This is a genomic window from Rhizobium sp. 268 (assembly GCF_036571585.1).
GTDB lineage: Bacteria > Pseudomonadota > Alphaproteobacteria > Rhizobiales > Rhizobiaceae > Rhizobium > Rhizobium redzepovicii.
The window spans coordinates 241,535-266,873 of record NZ_JAPPSO010000011.1; the positions used below are offsets into that span (position 1 = coordinate 241,535).

A 25,339-nucleotide genomic window follows, 5' to 3' on the forward strand; every position below is an offset into this window, starting at 1 on the left:
CCCGGAAGCGTGCCGCGGTTCCGGGATAACGACATGCATCAAAACAAAGGACCGAAGCGCCCCCGCACTTATGCGACGCGCTTTAGGATCACAATTCAGATCCGATCCATCGCCGACGCCATCGAAAACAGCGCAATGCCGGTTGCCGTCGCGGCGTTGAGACTGTCGAGATCCTCCGACTGCGGGATGCGGGCGCTCTGGAAGCGCGCCAGCAGCGCCTCCGGCAACCCCTCCCCCTCGGTGCCGATGACAAGCGCCATGCGTGCCGAGGCAGGAATAGCGCGGATATCGGTCTTGCCGTGCGGGGAAAGCGTCCAGATGGCAAAGCCGCGATCGGCAAGCGAGAGCAGCACATCCATCGCCTTGCCGCCGCGCCGGTGCGGAACGCTCAGCACCGAACCGACGGAGACACGCAGCGCCTTGCGGTAGAGCGGATCACAGCAGGTTTCGTCGAGCAGCACCGCATCCGCCCGGAAGGCGGCTGCATTGCGGAACATCGAACCGGCATTGTCATGATTGGAAATGCCGCAGCCGACGAGCACCAGCGCCCGTTCCGGCAGCGCCTCGAGAAGGGCCGCCTCTCCGCGATCTTCCCGCCGGCCGAGCGCCAGAACGCCGCGATGCAGATGGAATCCGACGACGCCGTCAAGCACATCGGCCTCGGCGACATAGACCGGCACATCGGCCGGCAGCCGCTCGAGGATGGGCATAACGCCGTCGACGCGGTTGCGCAGCAGCAGGATCTTCTCGGCGAAAAAGCCGCGGTCTTGCGCATGCGCCTCAGCGAGCATGCGCAGCACGACGGTGCCTTCGGCGATGAAGCGGTTTTCCCGGCCCGTCAGATCGCGCTCGCGAATATTGCGGAATTCGGCGATGCGCGGATCGTCGGCGCTGTCGATGGCGATCGGGACGGCGGCCATGCCGGCCTCAATTGCCCGCGACGCTGACGTCGGCGACGGTGCGGCCGGTCCTGAGGTCGAAGACCAGCGCCTTGCTCTTGCCCTCGGCCGTTTCGCCGTAAAACAGGATCTGCCCCGCCGAAAACGAGGTGGACTGTACCTTGAAGCCGAGCGGTAGGGAAACTGTCGCCGCAAGCGGCGCATCCGAAGGCACGCCGGCGGCGGAAACGGTCGCCGCCGTCTCCTTGGGTTCGCTGTGCATCGTCTTATAGACAACCGCGCCGAAGACCGCCATAAGGCTCACGAACATGATGGCGCCGGAAACGATCTGCAGGCGGACCATCTTGCGCCGGACACTTTCCATTGCCGGATCAAGGGGCTTCTCTTCCTGGTCGTCTGGCTCGATTGCTGTCATCTGTGCGTCCCGTTCTAAAAAAATACGTCGGAGAAGAAGCGTCTTGAGCGACCCCTTTAAACAAGCAGCCGGCAATAGAAAAGTCCTGACCGCCGATGAAACGGCCGAAGGCCGGCTCGACGCCTGGCTGACGGCACAGGTCGGCGAGGAATTTTCGCGCAGCCGCATCAAGACGCTGATCAAGGACGGCCAGGTTTCTCTGCGCGGCGAACCCGTCACCGATCCGCAGCGCAAGGTGCGCAACGGCGATAGTTTCGAGATCACCCTGCCCGAGCCGGAAGACCCGACGCCGCAGGGTGAGGATATCCCGCTCGATATTCTCCATGAGGATGAAGACCTCATCGTCATCTCCAAGCCTTCCGGTCTCGTCGTCCATCCCGGCTCCGGCAACTGGACGGGGACGCTGGTCAACGCGCTGATCCATCACTGCGGCGATACGCTCTCTGGCATTGGCGGCGTGCGCCGCCCGGGCATCGTCCACCGGCTCGACAAGGACACGACAGGGGTCATGGTGGTCGCCAAGAACGACATTGCCCATCGCCACCTCTCGCTCCAGTTTGCCGATCATGGCCGCACCATGCCGCTGGAGCGGGCCTATCAGGCGGTCGTCTGGGGCCGTCCTCGCTCACTGACGGGCACGGTCGATGCGCCGCTCGGCCGCGCTACCGGCGATCGCACACGCCGCGCGGTCAAGCGGCCCGACAGTCATGACGCCGACGAGGCGATCACGCATTATGAGGTGATCGAGCGCTTCCAGGAGAACCCGGACGCGACCGCGCTTGCTTCGCTGGTCGAGTGCCACCTCGAAACCGGCCGCACCCACCAGATCCGTGTGCATATGGCCCATATCGGCCATCCGCTGCTCGGCGACACGGTTTACGGCGCCGGCTTCAAGACCAAGGCCAACCGCCTGCCCGAAGAAATCCGCAAGGTCGTCAACAGTTTCAACCGCCAGGCGCTGCATGCTTTCATGCTGCAGTTCGAGCATCCCCGCACCGGCGAAATCATGCATTTCGAAGTGCCGCTGCCGGATGATATGGTGGAACTGGTCGAGGCATTGCGGGGATAGGGGCTCGTCTCCGCCCCCTCTCACAGCTGCGTGAGCGGCACCTTGAACCGCTGTTTTGCCACACTTATCTGTATATTGACTTAGTGCGGGCTCGCAGCAGAGCCGCACGTCCCGGTTTGCCATTTTTAACGCGAGGGCGCGTTTCCAACGGGAACCGGAATTCACTTTAGGAGGGTGCACTATGGCCCGAAATACCTTGCCGTCCATTACCGCCGGCGAAGCCGGTCTCAATCGTTACCTCGACGAAATCCGTAAGTTTCCGATGCTCGAGCCGCAGCAGGAATACATGCTCGCCAAGCGTTATGCCGAGCATGGCGATCGTGACGCCGCCCACAAGCTCGTCACCAGCCATCTTCGCCTTGTCGCAAAGATCGCGATGGGTTATCGCGGCTATGGGCTGCCGATCGGCGAAGTCGTTTCCGAGGGTAATGTCGGCCTGATGCAGGCCGTCAAGAAGTTCGATGCCGAGCGCGGCTTCCGCCTTGCCACCTACGCCATGTGGTGGATCAAGGCCTCGATCCAGGAATATATTCTGCGTTCGTGGTCGCTCGTGAAGATGGGCACGACCGCCAACCAGAAGCGCCTGTTCTTCAACCTGCGCCGGCTGAAAGGCCGCATCCAGGCGATCGATGACGGCGACCTGAAGCCGGAGCACGTCTCCGAAATCGCCACCAAGCTGAAGGTCTCGGAGGAGGAGGTCATTTCGATGAACCGCCGCCTGTCCGGCGACGCCTCGCTGAACGCGCCGATCAAGGCGGCCGAAGGCGACAGCGGCCAATGGCAGGATTGGCTGGTGGACGACCATGACAGCCAGGAAGACGTGCTGATCGAACAGGACGAACTCGACACCCGCCGGCGCATGCTGGCGAAAGCGATGAGCGTGCTGAACGAGCGCGAACGCCGTATCTTCGAGGCTCGCCGCCTCGCCGAGGATCCGGTGACGCTGGAAGACCTGTCGACAGAATTCGACATCAGCCGCGAACGCGTCCGTCAGATCGAGGTCCGCGCTTTCGAGAAGGTGCAGGACGCTGTCCGCAAGGAAGCCCAGGAACGCGCCAAGGCCGTCCGCGTCGTCGAAGCAACAGCATAAACCTGGCTTATGAGAAATTGAAAAGGCGGGTCCTTGCGGCCCGCCTTTCTGATTCTCTGCTGTTCGCAACCTCGGCACCCCGTCAAAGGTCGAGAGTTCGAATTACGGCCAGTCGTCACTGGCTCGTCGACACGTCCCCGAGCGCGGTCCATTCCTTGATGGCGGTATTGAAGGCATCCGTTCCCGTATTGCCCTTTTCCATCGTCAGCAGCGCGCGGCGGCCGTTGCGGTAGGTGACGGGGATATCGATCCAACTGCGGGTCGACATCAGGTCGAGATTGGCCTTGCGCGCATCGGGATAGTCGTTGAGCGCGATCATGTGGAAATCGTCGGTGATTTTGGCCGGAACCGCGATCAGCGCGTCGCCGCGGTCCTGCTCGGTGCGCTTCATCGAAATGCGCTGAACGCTGTCGATGCTGCCGCCTTCGAAATTCGGCGGCAGCGAGAAGACGATCTCGACGAGATGGCTTGCCGGCAGCGACGGATCGGAATTGCGTTTGAAGGTGACGAGAGCAGAGAGATTGCGCTCCGGCACGGTGACGTTGCCCTGCACCGTCGCCTCCTGCCGGCCGCCTTGGCCTGCTTCGTGCTGCACGCTCCAGACCACCGATCCTTCGATCGCCGTCGGCGAGCTTTGGCCGATGCGCTCCTCATAGAGGAACATCTTTTGCGACGAGCCGACGAGAGCGGTTTGCTGCGGCGATGCTGTCGGGCCGTTCGGCGTCGGCGTTTCGGCCGGTGCGACATCGCCCTGCGCGGTCGCCGCCGGCGGCGTGTCCGCTGCCGCGACATTCTGTTCGGCGACCGATTTTCCTTCCGCGGTCGGCGTTCCCGGCACCGTCGCCGGTCCGCTGTCGACCTCGGTCCCATCGGTCAGCAGCCGCTGGGTGAATTTCGAATTGGCCGCGGCGCCGTCATTGTTCATTGACGCCACCTGCGGGTTCTGGTTCGGCGGAGCCGGCGCCGCTGGCGTATTCTGCGCTCCCGGTGTGGTCGGCTGGGCCGGCGTCGCTGCGTTCGGCTCGGCAGGCGTTGCGGAGCCGGCAGGCGGCGTCGCCGCCTCGTTCCTGGTCGCCTGCGACGGTGCCGAACTGACGAGCCCGTCGACCATCGCCACCAGCGCCTCTCTGTTCATCCAGCCGGCATAGGCGCCGCCGCCGATCAAGAGAAGCGCGAAGATGAGGGTGATGACGGTGCCGATGCCGAAGCGTCGACGCTTCGGCTCCATCCGGAAATTCTTGCCCTGCAGCTTGGAAGCGACCATCTGGTCGATATCCATCGCCGGATTGGTGTCATCGTCGTCGGCCGCGACAGAGCCGCGGCGGTCGTAGCCGCGTAGCGCCTTCGCCTCGCGCCAGTCCTCGCTCGGCGCGCCGCCTGCGGGGGCCGGCTTGCCGTTATGCACTTCCGCGAAGATATCGACATCGTCGAAATGCGAGGCGACCGGCGCCGCCTTTTTGTTGTTGTCTCCCTCGATCGGCGGCAGATCATCGAAGACTGCGGTCTCCCAGGAGAAACTTTCCTTGGCCGCCGGCATGACGGCCGCAGGTGCGACTTTTTCGAGGCTCGATATCACCTCCTCGAAGGCGCGCGCCGAGGTATCCGGGGTGGTCGGCGCCGTCTGCGAATACTGCCGGAGCTCCTCTTCCGTCCATTCGGTCTCCGCATCCTTCGGCGCCGGAGCCGGAGTCTCGGCGGCGGGCTCGGTCCAGACTGGATCGAAATGCGCTGCGGCATCAGCCTGCAGCGGCTCCTCGCGGCTATGCTCAACGAATTCCTCCGGACGATCGAACTCAGCGACGACCGGCTCTACCAGCCGATGGGCAGCATGGTCCAGGCCGCGCGCGACGCGTTGCGACGAGTCGATAGGCTCGTAGGCCTTCTCGGCAGCCGGCTCCTCGCTTTCCACCGTCGCCGGTTCGGCCGCGAGTTCTTCTGCCTCTGCGGGAGGCTGCTCGTCGGGATGATATTCGCCGGCTTCCTCGTGGCGATGGTCGGCAGGCGGTCCCCAGCGCTCATCATCTGCAGGCCAAGCCTCGGCAGCGATGTCGCGTCGCTCACCGGAATGCCATTCCTCGGCCGGCCCTTCCTCTTCATGCGAGGGATGCCAGTATGTTTCGGCAGGAGCCGGTGTCTCTGCCTGCGCGGGAGCAGTGGCCTCGGCCGCAACGGACGTGGGGAGGCTGGGTGCTTCTTCGGAGAGAGGCTCCTCGTCCGCGAACTCTTCCTGGGGCTCCCGCGGCGCGGCAGCTTCTACGTGATCCGGCTCGGCGGCGGCCTCAACCGCCTGCGGTTCCGCAGAGGCTTCGTCGACCGGCTCTTCGACGGTCGTCTCCGGTGCAGGCGCCGGTTCGCCTTCGTCGTGGACCGCTTGTTCTTCGGCGAATTCCGGCGCGACGGCGGCGGCAACCGGCTCATCGAGCGGCAGCGCCTCGGCGTGTTCGCCTTCCACTTCGCGGATGGCGGCCTCGAGCTTTTCGAGCTGGCGTTGCAGCATGGCTTCCGGCGGACGCGGCTTCATGTTCTCGAGCTGCCGCTGCACTGCGCCGCGGGCACGTTCGTAGACCTTCACCCGCATCTCTGGGGTATTTTCAGCCAGGCCGTCGACGGCCCGCCGAATAACTGCAATAAAATCCGCCATCAGTACTTTCTCAAGAAGTCCGGCACCCTACCGAACCATCCTCCATAGTGACCCGTGAGCTTAGTCCTCAAACGGATCGGTCACAAGTATCGTGTCATCCCGCTCCGGGCTGGTGGAAAGGAGCGCGACCGGCGCGCCGATCAGCTCTTCGACCTGGCGAACATATTTGATCGCCTGTGCCGGCAGGTCCGCCCAACTGCGGGCACCGACGGTCGATTCCTTCCACCCTTCCAGCGTGATATAGACCGGTTCGACCCTAGCTTGCGCTCCCTGGCTTGCGGGAAGATGATCAATCTGTTCACCGTCGAGCATGTAACCGACGCAAATCTTCAATTCCTCAAGGCCGTCGAGCACGTCGAGCTTGGTGAGCGCGATGCCCGTGATGCCGTTGGTGGCAATCGACTGGCGCACGAGGGCGGCGTCGAACCAGCCACAGCGCCGCTTGCGCCCGGTTACCACGCCGAACTCATGGCCTTTTTCGCCAAGGAACTCACCGATGGCATCCTTCAGCTCCGTCGGGAACGGGCCTTCGCCGACGCGCGTCGTATAGGCTTTGGTGATGCCGAGGATATAGCCGAGCGAGCCCGGCCCCATGCCGGAACCGGCGGCGGCCTGGCCGGCCACGGTGTTCGATGAGGTCACGAAAGGATAGGTGCCGTGGTCGATGTCGAGCAGGCTGCCCTGCGCGCCTTCGAAGAGGATGCGGGAGCCCTTGCGGCGCTCCTTGTCGAGGAAGAGCCAGACGGTGTCACGGAACGGCAGCACCCGATCGGCGATCGAGGTCAGTTCGTCCATGATCGTCTGGTGGCTGACTTCGGCGACACCGAGGCCGCGGCGAAGCGCATTGTGGTGCGTGAGAATACGGTCGACCTTGCCGGCAAGGCTGTCGAGATCGGCAAGATCCATCACCCGGATGGCGCGGCGGCCGACCTTGTCTTCATAGGCAGGGCCGATGCCGCGGCGTGTCGTGCCGATCTTGGTGCCGCTGTTCGAGGCCGCATCCTCGCGCATCGCGTCCAGCTCGCGGTGCAGCGACAGAATGAGCGTCGCATTGTCGGCGATACGCAGATTGTCCGGCGTCACCGTCACGCCCTGGGCTTCCAGCCGGCCGATCTCGGCGATCAGCGCATGCGGATCGACGACCACGCCGTTGCCGATCACCGCCATTTTGCCCGGGCGCACGACGCCGGAGGGCAGCAGCGACAGCTTGTAGCTGGTGCCGTCGATGACGAGCGTATGGCCGGCATTATGTCCGCCCTGATAGCGCACAACGATATCCGCGCGCTCCGAAAGCCAGTCGACAATCTTGCCCTTGCCTTCGTCACCCCATTGCGAACCGACCACGACTACGTTCGTCATCCAACTCTTCCTGTTACCGGCGGAAAACCGCGCACCTGCTCAAACCCGCGCATCTATAAAGCTTTGTTTTTGGGAAAGCGACCCTGTTGTCACAGGTGATTGGGCTTTTTACGTGACAAATCAGCAGCCGGCAGGCTATTGCCCGTCACAAAACGCCGCTCGGCGGTCGCGGAAAGACGGGAAAAGCGCTCTTGCAAGCCACGGCCTACATCTGCCTCGTTATCGCCACCCTCTGCTGGGGCGGCAACTCCGTCGCCGGCAAGCTCGCAGTCGGCCATATCAGCCCGATGATGCTGACCTTTCTGCGCTGGTTCATCGCCGTGGCCCTGATCGCCTTGATTTCGGTGCCGCAGCTCAAAAGAGACTGGCCGGTGGCCCGGAAGAACCTGCCGCTGCTCTTCTTCTACGGCGTCATCGGCTACACGCTTTTCAACGCCATGCTTTATTCGGCCGTGCAATATACGACGGCGATCAATGTCGCCATCGAGCAGGCCGGCATCCCGATGCTGATCTTCCTGTTGAATTTCATGTTCTTCCGCACCGGCATCTCGCTGGCGCAATGTCTCGGCTTCGGCATGACGCTGATCGGCGTCGCACTGACCGCCGCTCACGGCGACCTAGCAACACTGCTGCAACTAAGCCTCAACCGCGGCGACGGGCTGATGCTGATCGCCATTGCCGCCTATTCGGTCTACACCATCTTCCTGCGCTGGAAGCCGCCCGTCGACTGGCGCACGCTGATGGCGTTCCCCGCGCTCGGCGCCATGCTGACCTCGGCGCCGCTGCTCCTTTGGGAAGCCGGGCGGGGTGCCGCGCTGTGGCCGGATCAGGCCGGCTGGGTCATCACGTTCTACACGGCGACCTTCCCGTCGCTGCTGGCGCAGATCCTCTATATCAAGGGTGTCGAGGCGATCGGCGCCAATCGCGCCGGCCTGTTCATCAATCTCGTGCCGGTATTCGGAACTTTGCTTTCCGTCGCCCTGATCGGCGAGGCGCTGCAGTCCTTCCACATTGTCGCGCTGGCACTGACCTTAGGCGGCATCGCGATCGCCGAAAAAGGCCGGCCGAAAGCTTCGGCTCCGACCGTTCCAGCCTCACCTGTGGATTAGAGCCTTTCCTGGTTAGATTGAAGCATTCTGTTGGCGCAAACGGAGTCGGATGGTCGACCGGCTGGTGCGCGTCGTAGCCCAGCTCTACGGCCAAGCCGGCCGGTCGATCAGCCGCCCGTTTCAGCCAACCCTCCCGCAGATTTGCCAGGCAAATCTGCAAGACTTGGGAATCGCCGGACGCACTTATCGCTTCGCCACGGCGAAGCGGTGCGGCCGGTGGGCCGGGCATCTCTCCGCCAGGATCAGAGGCGATCGGCTCGAGCGTACCAACGGGCATGCCCTTCGCCAATCGCCTCTGCCCTGACGAAAACCGGCTCCGGCCGAATGCTTCAATCTAACCAGGAAAGGCTCTAACCAAGCTCCAGCGTCGTCACGCCGAAGACGTGCTTCAGCGGGGTGGCCGGCGCCGGGCCGCGATACATGCGCGTCGTCTCGAACACCGGTCGAAGGCCGAGGCCCTCGGCGAGTGCCACCGCCTCGTGGTTCTCCGTGGGGATATCGATGAAGAGAGCAGCCCCTTTCGCTTCGGGGATCAATTCGGCAAGCAGCGCTGCGGCGCTGTCGGCATCGTTGGCAAAGAGCGGCCCGATCTTGTAACCCTCGTAGCAGCGGCGGATCGTGCCGTAACCGCGGATCTTGCCGCTCTTGCGCACCACAGCCGAGCGGCGGCCCTTGCGAGCGGTGCACCAGGCGGCAAGGAAGGCATCCCGCGGCTGCGGAAAGATCGCCGAATCAAAACGCTGCAGGCCTGCGAGGCGCGAATCCATGACCGGGTGCGCGGCAAGCGCCGAGACAGGCAAGGTGGTGGCGACGCCGCCGTAGCGAATGGTGGAATAGGCGGGTTCGAAGCCGGCCTTGCGGTAGTTGTCCTGTTGTGCTGCGACGCCGTCGAGGCCGATCGTGCGGTCCCCCGCGCTTGATATGCCCGTCTCCCAGATCGCCTTGCCGTAACCCTTGCCCCGGAAATCGGGATGGACGATGTAGAGGCCCAGAAAGGCGAAACTCTCACCGTATTTGACGACCGAGATCGAGCCGACGGGGACTTCACCGACTGCGCCGACGAAAAATCCCGACGGATCGGCCTCAAGAAATGCAAGCGAATCGTCGAGGCCCGGGTTCCAGCCCTCCTGACGCGCCCATTCGAGCACGAGTTCCAGTTCGCCGGGCCGCATGGAACGAACGGCAAATTCCGAATTCATGCGACTTTCCCAGATTGAATGTCCCGCAAGTCCATCCCGGCAACGGCAAAGCAATTGTCAGGTCCCCAGTTCCCCGATTGCAGCTGCGAATGATGGAAAGTCGCGCTCATGATCTTGACCACGCGTATAATCATTTTTCGATGCAATGCAGAAAGCTTGGTTTCCGCATTAGCATGAAACAATGCCGATGCAAGCTCAAGAAAATTACTTGCGCCAATTATCTCTCCACGACCGCGAAAGCCTGCCGGCGGTCCCCACCGACGGATCACCGGGCCGTTCCGCCGACCGCCGCCTTCTGCTTTTCGATCCCGTTCGCCATAGGTGAGAAAAGACGAGCCGTCTCGGCCGCCGGTGCGGGATAACCAAACGCGTAACCCTGCAGGCCATCGCAGCCAAGCTGCGCCAGCACGACGGCATGCGCTTCGGTCTCGATGCCCTCGGCGATCACCTCGACGTCGAGCGCCTTGGCGATTTCCACGATCGAACCCACCACGCGCCGCTGCTCGGCGGAGCTGACGACTTCGGCGATGAGCTGCCGGTCGATCTTCAGCCGCTTTGGCCGCAGCTTGACGAGACCGATGAGCGAGGCATGGCCGGATCCGAAATCATCGATCTCGATGTCGATACCCATTTGTTTGATATCGCCGATATGATCCAGCAGTTTTTCGTCGCTGTCGTCGAGAAAAATCGTCTCGACCAGTTCGAAGACGATCACGTCGGGCGGAATGTCGAGTTTCCTCAGCTTGCCGAGCAACGTCGGATCGGCAAGGCGCGACGCCGAGATGTTGACGGCGATGCGCGGAACCGCAAATCCCTGCAACAGCCAGAACAGCCGGTCTTCAAGAACGTTTTTCAGGATCGCCGCATCGATCTCCGCCGCAAGCCCATGCTCGTCGGCGATCTTTAGGAATATCCCCGGGGCGAGCACGCCCTTCTCCGGGTGTTTCCAGCGCGCCAGGGCCTCGAAGCCAATGACTTCCCGCGTCCGGGCATCGAGCTGCACCTGATAATAGGGAACGATCTCGCCGCGCTCCAACCCGAGCTTCAGCTCTTCGGCGAGGCGACGCTTGGCGCGCAGATCTTCCTGCAATTGCCGCGTGAAGAATTCGACGCGATTGCGCCCGAGCTTCTTGGCCTGGTAGAGCGCCAGATCGGATTCGGCAAGCAGGTTGCGCGCCCGCCGATCGCCGCTCCAGGAAACGCCGATCGAGGCGCCGGATTGCAGCATCTCCTGACCGAAGCGGATCTTCTTCCGCAGCCGGCGCTGAAGGTCGTCGGTAATCAGCTTCAATTCGGCGAGATCGCTGAAATTAACCAGCACAATGACGAATTCGTCGCCGCCGACGCGGGCGACCATGCCATTTGCGGGAATGGCGGCGGTGATGCGAAGGGCTGCGGCCCTCAGAACCGCGTCGCCTGCGGCATGACCGTGACTGTCGTTGATCTGCTTGAACTGGTCGAGGTCGAGATGCAGGACGCCAAGCGTCGTGATGCTCCTGTCGGCCGGCAGCTCGGCGAGCCGCTTGTCGAGAAGGCGCCGGTTCGGCAAGCCGGTGAGATAGTCGTGATCGGCGACATGCTCAATGCGCGCATTGCTTTCCTCGAGCGCCAGCGCCCTCGCCTCGGCCACCATCTTCTGGCCGGCGAGTTCAGCGTTGAGCAGGACGTCGGCGGTGACATCCCATTCGGCGCCGATGAAGGAGGGCAGCCCCTCCGCATCCACGTAGAAATGTGCGCGTGACCGCAGATGGCGGATTTCGCCGCTCGGCAGCACGATCCGAAATTGCGAATTATAGGCGCCTCGGGTGGCGATCGCCTGGTCGAAGTCGTATTCGGCTTGCTCGCGGTCGTCGGGATGGATCGCATTCGACCATAACCATGCCGGCACTTCCCGGCATGTCTCGCCGGTCTCGTAGAGACGGTGCATCTGCGCATCCCACAAGATCTCGCTCGTTGCGATGCTGTGCTCCCAGACACCGATCCGGGATGCATCGAGAGCGAGTTCGAGCCGGCGCAGAAGATCCTGAAACTCTTGTTCGGATCGCGTGGGTCTATTTTCTGGCAACGCGGTCTCAGCCTTAGAAGCTTCCATAATCGCAATATGGTCTCAGGCCGGCATTAATGAAGCCTTGTTGCGATGATCGAACTAGTCACTAGGTGAACTGTCCGTTACGATTTTCCCTTTTTGGATCAAAGGACTTGCAGTCCGTAACACAGTCAAGATCAGTGGTTGTGCCGTGGCGGTTTTTTGGCAATCCCGCGGAATTCCGCCGCCCCTTCCAGAACCGCGCCGTCTGACAGTTGCGTGACCGAGCGCCGGTAGATCTGCTGCCACGGCGTCGCATCCGGGGGCACCGGCGGAATACCGTCGCCCTTGCGCCGTTCGATCTCGGTCTCGTCGACCAGCATGTCGCAACGCCCATGGTTGAAGTCGATGCGAATGATATCGCCGCTGCGAAGCCAGGCAAGGCCGCCGCCGGCCGCACTCTCCGGCGAGGCGTTGAGGATTGAGGGGCTGTCGGCCGTGCCCGACTGGCGGCCGTCCCCGATCGTCGGCAGGCTGCTGATGCCGCGCTTCAGAAGATGGTCGGGCGGCTGCATGTTGACGACCTCTGCCGAACCCGGCCAGCCGAGCGGCCCGGCGCCGCGGATGACCAGAATGGTATTCTCGTCGATGTCGAGATCGGGATCGTTGATGCGCTTGTGATAATCTTCCGACCCGTCGAAAACGACCGCCTTGCCTTCGAAGACGCCCTCCCGCCCGGGCTCCTGAAGGTAGCGCCGGCGAAAATCCTCAGAGACCACGCTCATCTTCATGATGGCGAAATCGAAGAGATTGCCCTTGAGAACGAGGAAGCCGGCCCGCTCCTTCAGCGGCTCGCCGAATGGCCGGATAACCTCGCGGTCGCTGGCTTCCTTACCCTGCAAGTTCTCGGCCATCGTCCTGCCCGTCACCGTATCACAGTCGCCATCCAGTTTTCCGGCCTGCAGCAATTCCCACATGATCGCCGGCGTACCACCGGCGCGGTGGTAACGTTCGCCGAGATAGGCGCCGGCCGGCTGGACGTTCGCCAGCAGCGGGATGTCGAAGCCGTGCACCTGCCAATCATCGGGATGAAGCTCGACGCCGGCATGCTTGGCCATCGCCGCCAGATGCGGCTGCGCATTGGTCGAACCGCCGATCGCCGAATTGGTACGGATGGCATTGAGGAAGGCCGCGCGCGTCAAGATATCCGACGGCTTCAGATCCTCGAAGACGATCTCGACGGCGCGCCGCCCGGTGCGGTAGGCCATCTGCCCGCGCTCGCGGTAGGCAGCCGGAATGGCGCCGCATCCGGTCAGCGACAGGCCGAGCGCCTCGGCAAGGGCGTTCATCGTCGAAGCCGTGCCCATCGTGTTGCAGTGGCCGACGGAGGGGGCAGAATCGAGCGCCGCCTGCAGGAATTCCTCCCGGTCGATCTCACCTGCCGCATATTTCCGCCGCATCCGCCAGATCACCGTGCCGGAACCGGCCAGCTCTCCCTCGTGCCAGCCGTCGAGCATCGGCCCGCCGGAGAGCACGATCGCCGGAATATCGACCGTCGACGCCGCCATGATCGCGGACGGCGTGGTCTTGTCGCAGCCGGTCGTCAGCACGACGCCGTCGAGCGGATAGCCATAGAGGATTTCAACGAGGCCGAGATAGGCGAGATTGCGGTCAAGTGCCGCCGTCGGGCGCTTGCAGTTCTCGAAGATCGGATGTGTCGGAAATTCGATCGGAATGCCCCCGGCATCGCGAATGCCGTCACGGACGCGCTTGGCAAGTTCGACATGCACCCTGTTGCACGGCGTAAGATCGCTGCCGCTTTGGGCAATCCCGATGATCGGCTTGCCGGAGCGCAGCTCTTCCGGCGTGATCCCGTAATTCATGAAACGCTCCAGATAGAGCGCCGCCATGTCGATATGATCTGGATTGTCGAACCAATCCTGCGAACGCAGGCGCCGCTTCGGAGACTGGCTGTCGGTCACCTCTTGCCTCCGGGCAGAGCATTCTTCTCTTCGAGGTGCAGGAGCAGGCCGCTATGATCCTTTTCGCCATTGCCGTTTGCGACGAATTCGCCGAATTCGGCGTGTACCGCCGCAGTCAGGGGCAGCGTCAGCGACAGGGCATTGGCCGTCTCCATGGCGGCGTTCAGATCCTTCAGCTGGTTGCTGGACGAACCGCCTGGAGTAAACTGCCGATCGACCATGCGTTTCCCGTGGAGGTCAAGGATACGGCTCTCGGCAAAGCCGCCGCGAATGGCGTCGCGGAAGGCCGCCGGCGAGCCGCCGCCGGCGGCAATCAGCATCATCGCTTCGGCGACGGCGCCGATCGTCACCGCGACGATCTGCTGGTTGGCGAGCTTGGCAAGCTGGCCCGCCCCGCTTGGACCGACGCGGGTAACGCGCCCCATCGGCGCAAAGATATCTGCAAGTGCGTCGATCACACCTTTCTCGCCGCCCGCCATGATGGCGAGCGTACCGGCGTCGGCCCCGACGACGCCGCCGGAAACCGGCGCATCGACATGAGCGATGCCGCGCTCAGCAAGCCTGGCAGCATGGTCGCGGGCAAAATGCGGGGCGATCGAACTCATATCGATAACGGTGGCCGCTGAGGTCATCGCATCGGCCGCTCCGCGGTCGAACAGCACGTCCTTCACCGCTTCGGCATTGGTCAGCATGGTGATGACGACGTCGGCGCCCGAAACAGCATCCGCGGGTGTCTCTGCACAGATCGCGCCGTCTCCCGCCAGAGCCTCGGCTTTGCTGCGATCGCGATTCCAGACGGTGACGGCAAAACCCGCGCCCAGCAGCCGGCGAGCCATCGGCGCGCCCATCAGCCCGGTGCCGAGAAAGGCGATCCGCCTGCCGTCATGACCTCTGCTCGAACCTGTCATTCAGTCCTCCCAACTGTTGTTCGTCTTTGATAACCCCCTCACCCATCGTTGCAACCGTTTTGATGACGCATCGGCTCGAAAACGATACGGGCGAGAACCGAAGTTCCCGCCCGATTTACTCGACAAAGGAAGGTTGAATTCCGTTATTCCGCCGCGAGCCGGATGACCTCCGCCTCTTCGTCCTTGTGTTCGTCCGGCTTGTGTTGGACGAGCGGACGGTTGCCCGTCAGCCGGCGCAGCAGCACGTAGAAGACAGGCGTCATGAAGATGCCGAAGAAAGTCACGCCGATCATGCCCGAGAACACCGCGACACCCATGGCCGCGCGCATCTCCGCGCCGGCGCCTGTGGAGACGACGAGCGGCACAACACCCATGATGAAGGCGAGCGAGGTCATCAGGATCGGGCGAAGACGAAGGCGGCTGGCCTCGATCGCGGCCTCCCGCGGCGTCCTGCCCTCGAACTCCAGTTCGCGGGCGAATTCCACGATCAGGATCGCGTTCTTCGCCGATAGTCCGACAAGCACCACAAGACCGATCTGGGTGAAGATGTTGTTATCTCCACCGGTGAGCCAGACGCCTGTGAGCGCAGCCAGCACACCCATCGGCACGATCATGATGATCGCAAGCGGCAGCGTCAGACTTTCATACTGGGCGGCCAGCACCAGGAAGACGAGCAACAGTGCTAGCGGGAAGACGACGACGCTCGAATTACCGGCAAGGATCTGCTGATAGGTCAGATCCGTCCATTCGAAGTCGATGCCTGCCGGCAGGGTCTCGTGAAGGATCTTTTCGATCGCCGCCTGTGCCTGGCCGGACGAGAAGCCCGGCGCCGGACCGCCGTTGATATCGGCAGCGAGGAAGCCGTTGTAGCGGTTCGCACGCTCGGGACCGGTGCTCGGCTCTACCTTCAGCAGGGCCGAAAGCGGGATCATCTGACCCGATGCCGAACGGACTTTCAGCTGGCCGATATCTTCCGGCTGGGCGCGGAATTTCGCATCGGCCTGCACCCGGACGCTGTAGGTGCGGCCGAAGGCGTTGAAGTCGTTCACATAGAGCGAACCGAGATAGATCTGCAGCGTCTGGAAGACGTCGGTGACGGAAACCCCGAGCTGCTCGGCCTTGGCGCGGTCGAGATCGGCATAGAGCTGCGGCACGTTGATCTGGAAGCTGGAGAACAGCCCGGCAAGCTCAGGCGTCTGATAGGCCTTGGCAAGCACCGCCTTGGTTGCCTCGTCCAGCGCCTGATTGCCCAAGCCGGCGCGGTCCTCGATCTGCAGCTTGAATCCGCCCGTCGTGCCGAGGCCGTTGACCGGCGGGGGCGGGAACATGGCGATGAAGGCATCCTGGATGGCTGCGAATTTCTGGTTCAGCGCCATGGCGATGGCCCCGCCCGAAAGATCCGGCGTCTTGCGCTCCTCGAAGTCCTTCAGCGTCACGAAGACGATGCCGGCATTCGACGAGTTGGTGAAGCCGTTAATCGACAGACCAGGGAAGGCGATCGCATTGGCAACGCCCGGCTGGGCGAGCGCAATATCGGTCATGCGCTTGATTACATCTTCCGTGCGGTCGAGGCTTGCGGCATCCGGCAGTTGGGCGAAGCCGATCAGGTACTGCTTGTCCTGAGACGGCACGAAGCCGCCGGGGACCGTGCTGAACAGACTGTAGGTCGCACCGACCAGCGCCAGATAGATCACCATGACAATGCTCTTACGCGACAGCAATCCGCCGACGCCCTTGCCGTAGGCATTCGAGCCGGCGCCGAAGACCCGGTTGAAGCCGCGGAAGAACCAGCCAAAGATGGCATCCATGAACCGCGTCAGCCAGTCTTTCGGCTGATGATGACCCTTCAGCAGAAGGGCTGCCAGCGCCGGCGACAGGGTGAGCGAGTTGAAGGCCGAGATGACGGTCGAGATCGCGATCGTCAGTGCGAACTGGCGATAGAACTGACCGGACAGGCCGGAGATGAAGGCGAGCGGCACGAAGACCGCGACGAGGACCAGCGCGATCGCGACGATCGGACCGGAGACTTCCTTCATCGCCTTGTAGGTGGCCGCCCGCGGCGACAGCCCCTGTTCGATATTGCGCTCGACGTTCTCGACCACGACGATCGCGTCGTCGACGACGATACCGATCGCCAGCACCAGCCCGAACAGGCTGAGCGCGTTGATCGAGAAGCCGAAGACGTACATCACCGCGAAGGTGCCGATGATCGATACCGGAACCGCGATCAGCGGAATGATCGAGGCGCGCCACGTCTGCAGGAACAGGATGACGACGAGAACAACGAGCGCGATGGCTTCGAGCAGCGTGTCGATGACCTTCTCGATCGAGGCACGCACGAATTTCGTCGTATCGTAGACGATCTCGTATTTGACGCCCTCGGGCATGGCGAGCTGCAGCTGATCCATAGTGGCGTGCACATTGTCGGCGATTTCGATCGCATTCGAACCGGGCGCTTGAAGCACGGCAACGGCGACGGCCGGCTTGCCGTCGAGCAGCGAGCGCAGCGTATAGTCTGCGGCGCCGAGCTCGATGCGGGCAACGTCGCGAAGGCGGGTAATCTCGCCACTGGCGCCCGTCTTGACGATGATATTGCCGAACTCCTCAGGCGTGCGCAGGCGGCCCTGGGCATTGACGTTGAGCTGCAGATCTACACCCGGCTGGCTCGGCGATGCGCCGATGATGCCGGCCGCGGCCTGGACGTTCTGGGAACTGATGGCGTTGCTGATGTCGCTGGCGGCGAGATCATGCTCAGCAGCCTTCTGGGGGTCGATCCAGACACGCATCGAATAGTCGCCGGCGCCAAAGACCTGCACCTGACCGACGCCGGCGATGCGGGCAAGCCGATCCTTGATATTCAGCGTCGCATAGTTGCGGAGATAGGTAATGTCGTGATTGTCGCCGTCGGAGACGAGGTTGACGACCATGATGAAGTTAGGCGAACTCTTGACCGTCGTGATCCCGAGCGAGCGGACTTCCGCCGGCAGCCGTGGTTCGGCCTGAGAAACGCGGTTCTGCACCAGCTGCTGCGCCTTGTCGGGGTCGGTGCCGAGCTTGAAGGTGACGGTCACGTTGAGCACGCCGTCCGACGTCGCCTGGCTGGACATGTAGAGCATGCCCTCGACACCGTTGATCTGCTCTTCGAGCGGTGTGGCCACCGTTTCGGCGATGACCGAGGGGTTGGCGCCGGGATAGGTGGCGCGCACAACGATCGACGGCGGCACGACCTCCGGATATTCGGAAATCGGCAGCGCCCTGAGGCCGATCAGGCCGGCAACCACGATGAGGACCGAAAGAACGCCGGCAAAGACCGGTCGGTCGACAAAGAATCTGGAGATGTTCATATCAAAGCCCTCTCCGGGGTGAACATGGATGCAACGTCCCTCTCCGGCGGTTGGAGCCGCCGGCGGGTCATTTATTTCGGGTATTGGCCCTCCCCCGCGAGGGAGAGCGAAGACTTATTGAGCGGTCGCGACCTTCTCTTCCATCTGCGGTATGACGACCGCGCCCGGACGAATGCGCTGCAGACCGTTGACGACGATCTTTTCGCCGGCGTTCAGGCCGCTTTCGACTACCCGCTGGCCGTCGGAAAGCGTGCCGAGCTGGACCTGCCGGTAGGCAACCTTGTTTTCGGCATCGACGACGAAGACGAATTTCTTGTCCTGGTCGGTGCCGACGGCGCGGTCGCTGATGACGATCTTGTTCTCGGCCTTCGGCTGGCCCATGCGCACCCGCACGAACTGGCCGGGGATGAGGCGACCGCCCGGATTGTCGAAGACGGCGCGTACGCCGATCGTGCCGCTTGCCGCATCGACCTCATTGTCGATCAGCTGCAGCTTGCCTTTGATCGGCGTCCCGCTGTCGGCCAGCGTGCCGACCTCGACCGGGATCTGCTCGACCGGCGGCAGGGCGCTATCGGTCTGCGGAAGCTCGGCAAGCGCGCGTGTCACCATTTCTTCGCTGGCGTTGAAGCTCGCATAGATCGGATCGACCGACACCAGCGTCGTCAGCGCCGGCGAGGCCGAGCCGGCGGCAACCAGGTTACCGGCGGTCACCTCGATCTTGCCAATGCGGCCGGAAACCGGTGCCCGCACCTCGGTATAATCGAGATCGAGCTGGGCCGACTGCAATGCGGCCTGCGCCGAACGCAGCCCCGCCTGCGCCTCGGCCAGCGTGCTGTGGCGCTGATCGAGATCGCTCTGGGAGATGGTGCGGTTGTCGGAAAGCCTGCGGCCGCGATCGAGCTCGGTCTGCGCCAGGCTGACTTTGGCTTCGGCCGAAGCAACCTGGCCCTCAGCCTGCGCCACGTTCGCCTGATAGGGAGCCGGGTCGATGGTGAAGAGCAGGTCGCCCTGCTTGACCAGGGCTCCTTCCCGGAAGGCCACGGACAGGATGGCGCCGGCGACGCGGGAACGAACCTGGACACGGTCGACCGCTTCGAGACGGCCGGAGAAACTCTCCCAGGCCGTTACGTCGCGCGCCGCGACGACGGCAACCGTCACCGGCACGGCAGGCGGCTGCGCCGGAGCGGAAGCAGCCGTGGCGGTTGTGCTCATCGGCAATTCGAAAAACAATGCGGCGCCTGAAACGGACGCAACAAGGCCCATGCCGGCGCCCACCAGGGCCCAGCGCTTACTTCTGGACGTCATCAGTACTCTCCTTGCGGCCCAAAGCCGCTGAAATATCAGATCATCTTCAATGCAATTGCGGTTGGTCGCTTACGTCCTGAAGGAAGCTTCCGAAATGACGGCTGACGTGTTCCTGCCAGTCGGGCACTCCTTCGGATTTCCCACCATAAAGCGAGGGCCAGCCCGTCCCGGCGGGAAGGACATGCTGGCGCACACCGACGCCGGCCTTTTTCAGGCGGGCACCGTAACCAAGTGTTTCGTCGTGCAGAGGGTCGTCCTCGGCGGTAAAGATCAGTGCCGGCGCGACGCCTGAAAGACGCGAACAGAGGCAAGGCGCCGCATAAGGGTGGCAGCCACCACCGCTCAAGTAATGGCTCCAGCCCTCCGTCCAGCGCTGGCGCATGCCGATCGCCTCGGCCTTGCGGATCGAGGAGGTGCCCATGAAGGGATCGAGCAGCGGCGAAATCAGCACCTGGCCGTCGAGCGCATCCGGCATCTGGTCTCGCGCCTTCAGCGCCACGCCGGCGGCGACATTGCCGCCCGCCTCTTCGCCGGCGACGAAGAGCAGCGACTTACGGTCGCCGAGACCGGCGGCGCGCTTGTTGGCGAGATAGCTGAGAACGGAGAAGGAAACTTCCAGCGCCTTCGGGAAGAGATTGCCGGACAGACTGCTATAATCGACGGCAGCGACGATGGCGCCGGCCTTCGCGAGGCTAATTGCCACCGGCCGGTCGACATTCGTCTCGCTGTCGAGAAAAGCGCCGCCATGCAGGTAAAGCACGATGGGCGGACCCTTGCCGTAATCGGCGCCCTGGTAGATGCGTGCGGAAACGGGGCCGATGGCCACCTTATCCAGCATCATATCTTTCCATGCCACCGTCATGTTCCGGTCTCTTTTGCGTCGGCCACAAGCAGGCAACGCCTGCCGCTTGCATTTTGTACAAAAAAGATATTGTTATTCCATTCAGGGAATAAGAAGCGATATCGCGATTACACTGTTCCAGATCTCGAACAATGGTGCAACGCAAACTGCGGATTTCAAACCGATGGATCAGCTCTCGGCAATGCGCGTCTTCATCCGCGTGGTGGAGACGGGCAATTTCACCCGCGCCGCCGACATGCTCGCCATGCCCAAGGCGACGGTCACCAATCTCATCCAGGGCCTGGAGGCGCATCTGCGCACCAAGCTTTTGAATCGCACGACTCGCCGGGTGATGGTGACCACGGACGGCGCGCTTTATTACGAACGCGCCGCCCAGATCATTTCGGAATTGGAGGAACTCGACGGTAGCCTCTCCAATTCGCAAAGCCTGCCGAGCGGGCGGCTGCGCGTCGAAATGGCCGGTGCTTTCGCCGATTGGATCGTCGTTCCCGCACTCTGCGATTTTTATCAGCGCTATCCCGATATCCGCATCGACCTCGGCGTCGGCGACCGCACCGTCGATTATCTTGCGGAAAATGTCGACTGCGCGCTGCGGGCCGGCACGCCGACCGACCAGTCGCTGATCGCCCGACGTGTCTCCGAAGTCGAGATGATCACCTGTGCTTCGCCGACCTACATCCAGAAGTTCGGCATGCCCGAGCGGCCGGAGGATCTGGAGGCCGATCATTACTCGGTCAACTATTTCCGCGCCCAGAACAACCGAACACTGCCTTTCGAATTTCGTCGGCACAACGAGGTGATCGAGACCAGTCCGCGTTACATCGCCTCGGTCAACGACAGCCGTACCTATCTGACAGCTGCGCTGACGGGTCTCGGCATCGCGCAGGTGCCGATCTTCATGGCGCGTGAGCCAATGGCAAGGGGCGAACTCGTCCGCGTGCTGCCGGATTGGCGTCGCGATCCGCTACCGCTTTACGTCGTCTACCCCCCGAACCGCCATCTCAGCAACAAGGTTCGCGTCTTCGTCGACTGGCTGGTGAAGCTTCTGGTCGAGGCGAAATTGAACGACGTCTGAGCGTTAAGACAAATACGGCCCGGAAGGCAGGGGAAACCTTCGACGGGCCGCAATGTACAACTTTGAACATCAAGCCTGTCGCACCATAGCAAGGGCGCAGCAGGCTTTGGAGGCCGGAAGAGAGCGGCAGGGAATTCCACTCTCTCGCGATAAAACAGATATACGCACTCCCCGCACGATTGTAAGGAAAAATTCCGCAATCACGTTCACAGAATTGCGATAACGGGTTGGCTCCCATGTTCCCGCGCCAGCGGCGGGCGGGATTTCAATTCCTGGCAGCCGGCTTCAGCAGGTCCCCGAGGCCGATGCGGCGGAACAATTCCGCCCGGACACGGTCGGCGATGCCGTTGACGATCTCCGCGCCGTCCTCGGATGGATCGATATGGACGCGGAACGGCCTCGTACCGAACGGCTTGCCGACGACATCGACGATGGCGACGGCTACCGTGCCGGCATCGGCGTCAGCAGGTTCGAGTGCTGCCAGGCCCTGCAGCGCCTGTTCCGGCACACCCTTGTAGGGTCCTTCATTATATTCGGCGGCGCGGGCGGTATCATCCGGCGAACCGGAATGGGCGAAGTGGTTGGTGCCCCTGGTGAAGGCGCCGGGCACGATGATCGAGGTCTCGATGCCCCAGCGGGTAAGCTCGCTGGCATAGGAGACGGCAAGTGAATCCATCGCCGCTTTGGCGGCGAAATAGGGCGAGAGGTAGGGAGGCGTGCCGCCGCGGCTGCTCGACGACGATACCCAGACCAGCAGGCCTGTACCCTGCTTGCGCAGATAGGGGAGTGCCGCGCGGTTGACGCGCTGGGTGGAAAGCACGTTGATGTCGAAGAGTTCGGCGAACTGTTCCGGCGTGAAGGCTTCGGCCGGGCCGAAGGACATATGGCCGGCATTGTGGATGATGACATCGAGGCGGCCCTCATCGGCGATAATCCGGGCGATACCGGATACAACCGAGGCGTCGGAGGCGACATCGAGTTCGACCGAGCGCAGATCGACGTTATTGTCCCTGGCGAATTCAGCCGCGTCGGCGACGGCCGGAGCGTTGCGGCCTTCCGTTGCGCGCATGCCGGCATAGACGGTATGGCCGGCCTTGGCGAGGGCGCGGGCGGTAAGAGCGCCGAAACCGCTGGAAGCGCCGGTGATGATAATGACTTGCTTGCTCATGATCCTATTCCTTCTGGGATTGGGGTTTGGTTGAAGTGGAAGCTTGAGATTGGCGGCGGCATCGAGACAGCCGCCAGCCCTTCATCAGATCACGCCGCCATTGGCGCGCAGCGTCTGGCCGTTGATCCAGCCGCCATCCGGACCGGCAAGAAAGGCAACCGCAGCGGCGATGTCTTCAGGTGTGCCGAGGCGTTCCAGCGGGTTCATCTTCGCCATGCGGGCGATCAGTTCGTCCGACTTGCCGTTGAGGAAGAGGTCGGTGGCCACAGGGCCAGGTGCGATGGCGTTGACCGTGATGTTGCGGCCCCGCATCTCCTTGGCCATGATCGCCGTCAATGTTTCCACGGCAGCCTTGGTGGCAGCGTAAACGCCATAGGTTTCGAGCTTCAGGCCGACGACCGACGTCGAGAAGTTAACGACCCGGCCGCCGTCACGCAGCCGCTTGGCGGCTTCTCGCAGCGTATTGAAGGTGCCCTTCAGATTGACGCCGATCTGCCGATCGAAATTGGCGTCATCGGCCTCGGCAAGCGAAGAGAGCATCATGATGCCGGCATTGTTGATAAGCACATCGACGCCGCCGAAAGCGGCTTCCGCGGCATCGAACATGCGGCGGACGGCTTCGGCGTCGCTGACATCGGCTTTCGCCGTCAGCGCCTTGCCGCCGGCCTGCTCGATCTCCTGGACCAATTCCTCGGCCGGAGCGGCATTGCCGGAATAGTTGATGACGACGGTGAAACCGTCCTTGGCGAGGCGTCGGGCGACTGCCGCTCCAATGCCGCGGGAAGCACCGGTGACCAGTGCCACCTTGCCGTTTTCTTTGGAAGCCATTGTCCTTCTCCTTCATCATGCGCCGCAGCGCGTTTTCAATGAGGAGAAGATGCACCTGTTCATTCTGCGGATAATCAGGCATTATCCGGCATCACTATCCGGGAATTACGAACAACTAGATGGACAGATTTGATGCCATGCGCGTGTTTTGCCGCGTCGTGGAACGCCGCAGCTTCACGCTTGCCGCCGAAGACACCGGCCTGCCGCGCTCGACCGTCACCGATGCGATAAAGCAGCTCGAAGCCCGCCTCGGCGTGCGTCTGCTCCAGCGCACGACACGCCATGTCAGCCCGACGCTCGACGGCGAAGCCTATTACCAGCGCTGCCTGTCGATCCTTGCCGATATCGAAGATGCCGAAGGCGCTTTCGCCGGCGCCAAGCCGAAGGGCCTGCTGCGCGTCGATGTGCACGGCACGCTCGCCCGGCATTTCGTGCTGCCGAGCCTGCCGTCTTTTCTAGAGACCTATCCCGAGATCGAATTCTACATGAGCGAGGGCGACCGGCTGGTCGATCTGGTGCGCGAAGGCATCGATTGCGTGCTGCGCGTCGGCACGCCGCAAGACAGCGACATGGTCGCCCGGCGCGTTGCCCTGCTCGATGAGGTGACACTCGCCTCTCCTGAATATATCGCCACCCATGGCCCGCCGCAGCACCCTGACCGGCTTGACGGCCATCGCATGGTTGGCTTCCGCTCCAGCAGCACCGGCAGTCTGTTGCCGCTCGAATTCATCGTCGACGGCACGGTGCGTGACATCTCCATTCCCGCCACCGTCGCGGTCAATGCCGCCGAAAGCTATATTTCAGCGGCGAGGATGGGCCTCGGCATGATCCAGATTCCGCGCTATCACGCCGAAAAGGACCTTGCCGCGGGCACGCTGGTCCGCGTGCTGCAGGATTTTCCGCTGACCCCCACGCCGGTTTCCCTGCTCTACCCCCGCAACCGCCAGCTTTCGCCGCGCGTGCGCGTCTTCATCGACTGGCTGGTAAAGGTCTTCGCTCGACAAAATTCCGAAAACGCGCTTCACTAAAATGCGCCTTGCTAATATGAGCGCCCGCGGAGAACGGCCATGGCACTCAACGATATCACCGTCTACCAGACGGAAGACGGCTTCGTCGTCGAATTCGGCGGCGAAGGCGAAGACAGCATTGCCGTGACGCTGCGCAGCACGCCTGAGCTGACGTCGGAAAACGCCGTCCTGCGTGCCAAGGCCCTGCTTGCCGCAGCGATCGAACCTGCCCATGGCGACGGCGCGCGCAGCAAGGACCCCGCTTTGCTCGAGGAAGAGCTGGAGGAGGGCCTGGAAGACTCCTTCCCAGCGAGCGACCCGGTCTCGGTCACATCATCCTCGATCCCGATGCGCGATCCGAGCGCCGGCCGCTGACCCCTGTCGCGCAAACAGATGAAACGGTTTTGGGATGACGATAGGCGCGTTGAATGTTATCTGCGTCTGATATGACCGATGGTGGAACGATATCAGGTGGGATCGGCACCGGCACGCTCACCGGCGAAAGCCTCAGGAAGTTTTTCGAGCGCGATGCGATCACCGTCTCTCGCGACCTGCTCGGCTGCCATCTGACCGTGGACGGCGTCGGCGGACGCATCACCGAGACCGAAGCATATTTCCCCGATGACGAGGCTTCGCACAGCTTCCGCGGCCCGACCAAGCGCAACCTCGCCATGTACGGCAAGCCGGGCAACGTCTATATCTACCGCATCTACGGCATGTACTGGTGCCTGAATTTCGTCTGCCATCCGGGCTCGGCTGCACTCATCCGCGCCCTGGAGCCAGAAACGGGAATTCCTGTGATGATCGAGCGGCGCGGCACCGATATGCTGACGTCGCTCTGCAGTGGTCCCGGCAAGCTCTGCCAGGCACTCGGCATCGATATCGAGATCAATGACAGGCTGCTCGATCGCCCGCCCTATGCGATCACGCCGTCCGCACCGGTGCCGATCGTCTCGGGAAAACGCATCGGCATCACCAAAAATGCCGAAGCACTATGGCGCTTCGGCATTCAGGGATCGCGTTATCTCAGCAAGCCGTTCCGCTAGAGCATGA

General features: G+C 62.8%; 20 protein-coding genes. 7 read left to right on the plus strand and 13 right to left on the minus strand.

From position 1 onward, the window contains the following. Positions 1–95: 95 nt before the first annotated feature. Together OS035_RS22560 and OS035_RS22565 are read right to left on the minus strand one after the other, a co-directional pair. Positions 96–920: a TrmH family RNA methyltransferase gene (locus tag OS035_RS22560; RefSeq protein ID WP_097629133.1), complete on the minus strand. Its 825-nt coding sequence runs from the start codon at positions 918–920 to the stop codon at positions 96–98. Positions 921–927: 7 nt separating this feature from the next. Beyond that, the gene (locus tag OS035_RS22565) at positions 928–1,314 is read right to left on the minus strand and encodes a hypothetical protein (RefSeq protein WP_097629134.1); all 387 of its coding nucleotides are present in this window, start codon (positions 1,312–1,314) and stop codon (positions 928–930) included. Between the two features lie 43 nt (positions 1,315–1,357). On the opposite strand from OS035_RS22565, the gene OS035_RS22570 reads away from it, so the two are divergent. Next, positions 1,358–2,383 (plus strand): RluA family pseudouridine synthase, encoded by a 1,026-nt coding sequence (locus tag OS035_RS22570; protein WP_097629135.1) that lies wholly within the window; start codon positions 1,358–1,360, stop codon positions 2,381–2,383. A 181-nt stretch (positions 2,384–2,564) separates the two neighbouring features. Next, positions 2,565–3,473: an RNA polymerase sigma factor RpoH gene (gene rpoH / locus OS035_RS22575; protein ID WP_003566040.1), complete on the plus strand. Its 909-nt coding sequence runs from the start codon at positions 2,565–2,567 to the stop codon at positions 3,471–3,473. Positions 3,474–3,588: 115 nt separating this feature from the next. On the opposite strand, the gene OS035_RS22580 is transcribed toward rpoH, so the two are convergent. Together OS035_RS22580 and OS035_RS22585 are read right to left on the minus strand one after the other, a co-directional pair. Further along, positions 3,589–6,114, minus strand: a complete 2,526-nt coding sequence (locus tag OS035_RS22580) for a hypothetical protein (RefSeq protein WP_097629136.1) — start codon at positions 6,112–6,114, stop codon at positions 3,589–3,591. A gap of 60 nt (positions 6,115–6,174) precedes the next feature. Next, complete coding sequence (locus OS035_RS22585; protein ID WP_003590514.1) at positions 6,175–7,473, minus strand: adenylosuccinate synthase; 1,299 nt, start codon at positions 7,471–7,473, stop codon at positions 6,175–6,177. 191 nt (positions 7,474–7,664) lie between these two features. Here OS035_RS22585 and OS035_RS22590 point away from each other — a divergent pair, with 191 nt between their 5' ends. Then, positions 7,665–8,582 carry a DMT family transporter gene (locus tag OS035_RS22590; RefSeq protein ID WP_097629137.1) on the plus strand — a complete coding sequence of 306 codons (918 nt, stop codon included), beginning with the start codon at positions 7,665–7,667 and terminating at the stop codon, positions 8,580–8,582. Between the two features lie 350 nt (positions 8,583–8,932). On the opposite strand, the gene OS035_RS22595 is transcribed toward OS035_RS22590, so the two are convergent. From OS035_RS22595 to OS035_RS22625, 7 genes are all read right to left on the minus strand, one after another. After that, positions 8,933–9,781 (minus strand): GNAT family N-acetyltransferase, encoded by an 849-nt coding sequence (locus OS035_RS22595; RefSeq protein WP_331814090.1) that lies wholly within the window; start codon positions 9,779–9,781, stop codon positions 8,933–8,935. Between the two features lie 265 nt (positions 9,782–10,046). Then, positions 10,047–11,873 carry a putative bifunctional diguanylate cyclase/phosphodiesterase gene (locus OS035_RS22600; RefSeq protein ID WP_097629139.1) on the minus strand — a complete coding sequence of 609 codons (1,827 nt, stop codon included), beginning with the start codon at positions 11,871–11,873 and terminating at the stop codon, positions 10,047–10,049. Positions 11,874–12,004: 131 nt separating this feature from the next. Continuing rightward, entirely contained in the window at positions 12,005–13,789 is a 1,785-nt protein-coding gene (locus OS035_RS22605; RefSeq protein ID WP_183777501.1) for an IlvD/Edd family dehydratase, read from the minus strand. Next, positions 13,786–14,697: an NAD(P)-dependent oxidoreductase gene (locus OS035_RS22610; RefSeq protein ID WP_097629141.1), complete on the minus strand. Its 912-nt coding sequence runs from the start codon at positions 14,695–14,697 to the stop codon at positions 13,786–13,788. Before OS035_RS22610 ends, OS035_RS22605 begins: the two co-directional genes overlap by 4 nt. 143 nt (positions 14,698–14,840) lie before the next feature. After that, the gene (locus tag OS035_RS22615; RefSeq protein WP_183777500.1) at positions 14,841–18,041 is read right to left on the minus strand and encodes an efflux RND transporter permease subunit; all 3,201 of its coding nucleotides are present in this window, start codon (positions 18,039–18,041) and stop codon (positions 14,841–14,843) included. 114 nt (positions 18,042–18,155) lie between these two features. Beyond that, a complete protein-coding gene (locus OS035_RS22620) occupies positions 18,156–19,346 on the minus strand; it encodes an efflux RND transporter periplasmic adaptor subunit (RefSeq protein WP_012558749.1) in 1,191 nt (396 codons plus the stop codon). Positions 19,347–19,392: 46 nt separating this feature from the next. After that, entirely contained in the window at positions 19,393–20,208 is an 816-nt protein-coding gene (locus tag OS035_RS22625; protein ID WP_097629143.1) for an alpha/beta hydrolase fold domain-containing protein, read from the minus strand. A gap of 163 nt (positions 20,209–20,371) precedes the next feature. Between OS035_RS22625 and OS035_RS22630 the strand changes: the two genes are divergently transcribed. Beyond that, on the plus strand, positions 20,372–21,283 hold the full coding sequence (locus OS035_RS22630; RefSeq protein WP_097629144.1) for a LysR family transcriptional regulator: 912 nt from the start codon (positions 20,372–20,374) through the stop codon (positions 21,281–21,283). A 265-nt stretch (positions 21,284–21,548) separates the two neighbouring features. Here OS035_RS22630 and OS035_RS22635 read toward each other — a convergent pair whose 3' ends face one another. Both OS035_RS22635 and OS035_RS22640 read right to left on the minus strand, forming a co-directional pair. After that, positions 21,549–22,451, minus strand: a complete 903-nt coding sequence (locus tag OS035_RS22635) for an SDR family oxidoreductase (protein WP_097629145.1) — start codon at positions 22,449–22,451, stop codon at positions 21,549–21,551. An 84-nt stretch (positions 22,452–22,535) separates the two neighbouring features. After that, positions 22,536–23,279 (minus strand): SDR family oxidoreductase, encoded by a 744-nt coding sequence (locus tag OS035_RS22640; RefSeq protein ID WP_018243332.1) that lies wholly within the window; start codon positions 23,277–23,279, stop codon positions 22,536–22,538. 119 nt (positions 23,280–23,398) lie between these two features. Between OS035_RS22640 and OS035_RS22645 the strand changes: the two genes are divergently transcribed. Genes OS035_RS22645 through OS035_RS22655 form a run of 3 tightly spaced genes read left to right on the plus strand, consistent with a single transcriptional unit; the run spans position 23,399 to position 25,332 of the window. Further along, positions 23,399–24,307 (plus strand): LysR family transcriptional regulator, encoded by a 909-nt coding sequence (locus OS035_RS22645; RefSeq protein ID WP_097629146.1) that lies wholly within the window; start codon positions 23,399–23,401, stop codon positions 24,305–24,307. 39 nt (positions 24,308–24,346) lie between these two features. Next, positions 24,347–24,661 (plus strand): hypothetical protein, encoded by a 315-nt coding sequence (locus tag OS035_RS22650; protein ID WP_097629147.1) that lies wholly within the window; start codon positions 24,347–24,349, stop codon positions 24,659–24,661. Between the two features lie 53 nt (positions 24,662–24,714). Further along, a complete protein-coding gene (locus tag OS035_RS22655) occupies positions 24,715–25,332 on the plus strand; it encodes a DNA-3-methyladenine glycosylase (protein ID WP_097629148.1) in 618 nt (205 codons plus the stop codon). Positions 25,333–25,339: the final 7 nt, after the last annotated feature.